Source organism: Embleya sp. NPDC056575 (genome assembly GCF_042793325.1).
Classification (GTDB): domain Bacteria; phylum Actinomycetota; class Actinomycetes; order Streptomycetales; family Streptomycetaceae; genus Embleya.
This window is the reverse complement of sequence record NZ_JBHTVA010000108.1, coordinates 1-4,478: the sequence shown is the minus strand read 5'-3', so window position 1 is coordinate 4,478 and position 4,478 is coordinate 1. Positions and strand designations below refer to the sequence as shown.

5 protein-coding genes are annotated in these 4,478 nt (G+C 69.3%); 3 read left to right on the top strand and 2 right to left on the bottom strand.

Going from position 1 to position 4,478, the window contains the following annotated elements; translation table 11 throughout:
- Nucleotides 1–166 precede the first annotated feature (166 nt).
- On the top strand, nucleotides 167–604 hold the full coding sequence (locus ACFRCG_RS45345) for a hypothetical protein (RefSeq protein ID WP_380042544.1): 438 nt from the start codon (nucleotides 167–169) through the stop codon (nucleotides 602–604).
- A gap of 111 nt (nucleotides 605–715) precedes the next feature.
- Complete coding sequence (gene purU, locus ACFRCG_RS45340; RefSeq protein WP_380042526.1) at nucleotides 716–1,624, top strand: formyltetrahydrofolate deformylase; 909 nt, start codon at nucleotides 716–718, stop codon at nucleotides 1,622–1,624.
- A gap of 21 nt (nucleotides 1,625–1,645) precedes the next feature.
- On the opposite strand, the gene ACFRCG_RS45335 is transcribed toward purU, so the two are convergent.
- On the bottom strand, nucleotides 1,646–1,864 hold the full coding sequence (locus ACFRCG_RS45335; protein ID WP_380042525.1) for a hypothetical protein: 219 nt from the start codon (nucleotides 1,862–1,864) through the stop codon (nucleotides 1,646–1,648).
- Nucleotides 1,865–2,290: 426 nt separating this feature from the next.
- On the opposite strand from ACFRCG_RS45335, the gene ACFRCG_RS45330 reads away from it, so the two are divergent.
- On the top strand, nucleotides 2,291–3,484 hold the full coding sequence (locus ACFRCG_RS45330; protein ID WP_380042524.1) for an RtcB family protein: 1,194 nt from the start codon (nucleotides 2,291–2,293) through the stop codon (nucleotides 3,482–3,484).
- Nucleotides 3,485–3,491: 7 nt separating this feature from the next.
- On the opposite strand, the gene ACFRCG_RS45325 is transcribed toward ACFRCG_RS45330, so the two are convergent.
- Entirely contained in the window at nucleotides 3,492–4,319 is an 828-nt protein-coding gene (locus ACFRCG_RS45325; protein ID WP_380042523.1) for a hypothetical protein, read from the bottom strand.
- Between the last annotated feature and the right edge of the window lie 159 nt (nucleotides 4,320–4,478).

Genomic DNA, 4,478 nt, shown 5'->3' with positions numbered 1-4,478 from the left:
GTCGCCCCCCCGGCGGGATCGATCCGGTCTGCGGCATGATCGGTGGCGATTCGAGGTGATCCGGGCGATCCCGACCGGATCCGGTCGGGATCGGATCCGGAACGCGACCGGATCGGATCGGTGAAACCGAAGCGGGGACAGGGGAGGAGGCGCCACGATGGCAGGTATGCGCCAGAGCACCGTTCCGTGGTGGCGTTGGCGGGCCCAGGTCCGCTCCGCGCTGCACATGTTCGGCGACCCGACGTTCCAGCGCGAGTCCTGGCTGGCCGGCCGCCCGGAGTACGGCTCGATCACCGACGCCGTCTATCGCCTGGTGGGCGACTCCTGGCTGGACCGCTGGTCCGCGACCACCTACATCGGTTGTCTGGTCACCGACGCCGAGGAGGCCGCCTTGGTGGACGCCGCGGTGCGGGAGATCCTGGGCGTGCTGCACGACGTCGGCGAGGACGCCCCCGCGCCCGCCTACCTCACCCATCCGCGCTGGTCCGACGTGGTCGCCGCCTCGCGGGCCGCGCACGTGGTGCTGGCCCGCGCGGACGAGGACGACCCCGACGCGCCGCCGGACTCGCTCGACGTGTTGCGTATCCGTACCGGTGGGCGCTGAGCCCGCACCGGACGTGGGATCCTGTACGACCGGCCGCCGCGCCACGTCGACACCGCGCACTTCGGCGGATGGCGGGTGGACACGGGCAGACATCGGAAAGAAGGGCGCGTCATGACCGAGCAGACCCAGCAGCCTCTCGACGGCACCGGCGCCGGCGACGCGTCGACGGGTGCCGGCCAGTACGTGCTCACGCTGTCCTGTCCGGACAAGCGCGGCATCGTGCACGCGGTGGCCAGCTTCCTGATGATGACCGGCTGCAACATCGTGGACAGCCAGCAGTTCGGCGACCGCGACACCGGGCTGTTCTTCATGCGTGTGCACTTCGCCGCCGAGCCGGGCGTCGAGTTGGACGCGCTGCGGGCGGGCTTCACCGCCGTCGGCGCGTCCTTCCACATGGACTGGCAGATCCACGACGGGGACGCGCGGATGCGCGTGTTCGTGATGGTCAGCAAGTTCGGGCACTGCCTCAACGACCTGCTGTTCCGCAGCAGCATCGGCGCGCTGCCGATCGAGATCGTCGGCGTGGTGTCCAACCACCGCGACTTCGAGGAGCTGTCGCGCTCGTACGGGGTGCCCTTCCACCACATCCCGGTCACCCGCGAGAGCAAGCCCGAGGCGGAGGCGCGGCTGCTCGCGCTGGTGCACGAGCACGACGTGGAACTGGTGGTGCTGGCGCGCTATATGCAGGTCCTGTCCAACGACCTGTGCAAGCAGCTCGAGGGCCGCGCGATCAACATCCACCACTCGTTCCTGCCGAGCTTCAAGGGCGCGAAGCCGTACCACCAGGCGCACGCGCGTGGCGTGAAGCTGATCGGCGCGACCGCGCACTACGTCACCGGCGACCTGGACGAGGGCCCGATCATCGAGCAGGAGGTCGAGCGGGTGGACCACGCGGTCACCCCGGCGGCGCTGGTCGCGGTCGGCCGGGACGTGGAGTGTCAGGCGCTGGCGCGCGCGGTCAAGTGGCACTCGGAGCGGCGCGTGTTGCTCAACGGGACCCGCACGGTCGTCTTCACCTGACCCCGCCCGCGCCCGGGCGCCTCACCTGACGCTGAGGACGAACGCCGCCGAGCCGACCAGGGCCGCGGCGCCTCCGGCGATCCACCCGGCCCGGGCGGGTCGGGGGAACTCGGTGCGCTCCAGCGGCCCGTCGCCGTCGAAGTCGCGGACCACCGGCGGCACCCGCTGCCGATGCCGATCGCGCCCGAACACGACACAGGCGACGGCGGTGATCCACGCGGCTACCCCGACGACGAACATGCATCGGGAATGTACGCCCGCCCGGGTCGGGTGTCACAGCGGCGCGCGGTGTGTCCCGGGGGCGTGCGCGGGGCTCGCCGCCCGTGCCGGAAAACCCTTTGCGGGGTGCGGCGTTGCCATGGCTTGATGGAGGCCGAGCCAACGACGGGGCCTCCGTGTGTCCCGTCTTGTAGGGAGAGGAGCGAGCCGGTGCGGTTCCGTGACTTCGGCCGACGCCCCGTCAGGGGTGCCTCGGCCCGCCGCGTGTAACCCCTGCTTCGTTTCCCGCTCCGCGGGTCCCGCAGTCGCCAACCCTGCGGTCCCCGCCACCGGCTGCCCCGTGGCGCACCCGGGCCCACTACCCGGGGTGCGCCGGGGCGGCCGCCCAAGTCTTCGAGCCGCCGTGCTCACGTTTGATCACCATCCACTCAGGAGAGTGACCCACCCATGTCGTACACCGAGGTCCCCGGCACCCGGGTACCGATTCGCATGTGGACCGACCCGGCCGCGGTCGAGGGCCAGGCCATGCAGCAGCTCCGCAACATCACCACCCTGCCGTGGCTGCACGGCCTCGCCGTGATGCCCGACGTGCACTACGGCCGCGGCGCCACGGTCGGCTCGGTCATCGCCATGCGCGACGCGGTCTGCCCGGCGGCGGTCGGCGTGGACATCGGCTGCGGCGTGTCCGCCGTCCGTACGTCGTTGACCACCAGGGACCTTCCCGACGATCTTGCCGACCTGCGATCGCGGATCGAGGCGAACGTGCCGGTGGGGCACGCAGGCCACAAGGAGCCGGTGGACGTGCGGAAACTGCGCTCCTTTCCGGTCGCGCGGTTGGACTCGATGTGGAGCCGGTTCGGCGAACTCGCCTCCGAGGTGCACTTCCGGCGGGAGCGGGCGGCAAGCCAACTGGGCACCCTCGGCGGCGGGAACCACTATCTGTCGCTGGACAGCGACAGCGAGGGCCGGTTGTGGTTGCAACTGCACTCGGGTTCGCGCAACATCGGCAAGGAACTCGCCGATCACCACATCGGTGTCGCGCAGTCGTTGCCGCACAACCAGGACTTGGTGGATCGCGACCTGGCGGTGTTCGTCGCGCATACGCCGGAGATGGACGCCTACCGTGCCGACCTGTATTGGGCGCAGGAGTACGCCCGGCTCAACCGTGATCTGATGCTCGCGTTGTACGGCAACGTCGTGTCCGCGTACTTCACGAAACGAGAGGTCACCTTCGATCGAGCCATCTCATGCCACCACAATTACGTGTCGGAGGAGACGTACGACGGGGTGGACCTGCTGGTCACCCGCAAAGGTGCGATCCGGGCGGGCAGTGGCGATCTCGGGATCATCCCCGGGTCGATGGCGGTCGGTTCGTACATCGTGCGCGGCCTCGGCAACATCGACGCGTTCAACTCGGCGTCGCACGGCGCGGGCCGGAAGATGAGCCGGAACGCAGCCAAGAAGCGGTTCACGGTGAAGGACTTGGTCGAGCAGACCCAGGGCGTCGAGTGCCGCAAGGACGCGGGCGTCGTGGATGAGATCCCCGGCGCGTACAAGAACCTGGACCGGGTCATGCGGCAGCAGTCCGACCTGGTCGAGATCGTGACGCATCTGAAGCCGTTGATCACGGTCAAGGGCTGACCGAGCATCACGAGAACAGAGCCAACTGCGGGGGAGCCGGTTCGACGGGCTCCCCCGCTTTGGCGAGTCGCCACCGGCGCATCCTGCAACTCGCGACGGTCCGACCGAGCAACACAGCCGCGGTATCGGCCGGATGAGCCCGGACCACCGCGTCGTCGACTTCGCTCCAATGCCTCGGTGCCGACCGGGCCCGCATACCGGCCGGCCGCTCCCACGCCTTGACGATTTCGGCCTTCGCGGCCTTGCGTGCGAGCGCGGGACTGCCCTCGTAGTAGAGCTCACGGGCGATCGCGACGGCCGGATCGTTCGTGTACAGGACGTTGAAGACGCCGTCCCGCGTGTTGCGGCCTGGGCGTCGCAGGGCGCCGCCGACCGCCAGACCGAACTCGCAGAAGTAGTCCGAGACGGCCGCGCTCGACGTGGTCAGGCTCAGGAACGGAAAGCCCTTGGCGGTCATACCGATCGCACCGTCGGCATCGACGAGCCCACGTAGGTAGTCGCGCGGGACGTGGTCGCCGGTGGGTGGGCCGATCAGGGTCGACTTCCTGCCGTAGGGCAGTCCCAGGGCGTGAAGAGTGTTTCGGGCCTCCAGAGCACACAAGGTCCAGACCGACGAGGTGTGCTCGGTCGAGAAGTTGGTCGCGCGGGTGCGCTCGCGAATCGAACTCGGGTACGGACACAGGTGTTGAAAGCGCTCCAGCAGCTCGCGGTCACGGGCACTCACCTCCAGGCGCAGCCGGCCGCGTTGCCCTGTGCCTGCGGAGAGATGGCCGTCGGCTTGCAGGAAACCGAACATGTGGGAGTACTCCGGGTGACGGAGGTCCATGAAGTCCATCGCATCAATGTGCGATTCGGCGTGGGGCCGGGTGAGCGGAAAGGTCGAGGATCACTCGATTGGCCCATGGAATCGGTGAAGTCGCAGGCTGGAGCGATTGATGGATGGCTCGACGCAACGCACCGTTCGGCCCCCGGTGAGCATCTGCTCACCGGGGGC

Excerpts from the sequence above, each read along its gene's own strand:
- ACFRCG_RS45345 (WP_380042544.1), top strand. The coding sequence starts at position 167 with ATGCGCCAGAGCACCGTTCCGTGGTGGCGTTGGCGGGCCCAGGTCCGC.
- purU (WP_380042526.1), top strand. The coding sequence starts at position 716 with ATGACCGAGCAGACCCAGCAGCCTCTCGACGGCACCGGCGCCGGCGAC.
- ACFRCG_RS45335 (WP_380042525.1), bottom strand. The coding sequence starts at position 1,864 with ATGTTCGTCGTCGGGGTAGCCGCGTGGATCACCGCCGTCGCCTGTGTC.
- ACFRCG_RS45330 (WP_380042524.1), top strand. The coding sequence starts at position 2,291 with ATGTCGTACACCGAGGTCCCCGGCACCCGGGTACCGATTCGCATGTGG.
- ACFRCG_RS45325 (WP_380042523.1), bottom strand. The coding sequence starts at position 4,319 with ATGGACTTCATGGACCTCCGTCACCCGGAGTACTCCCACATGTTCGGT.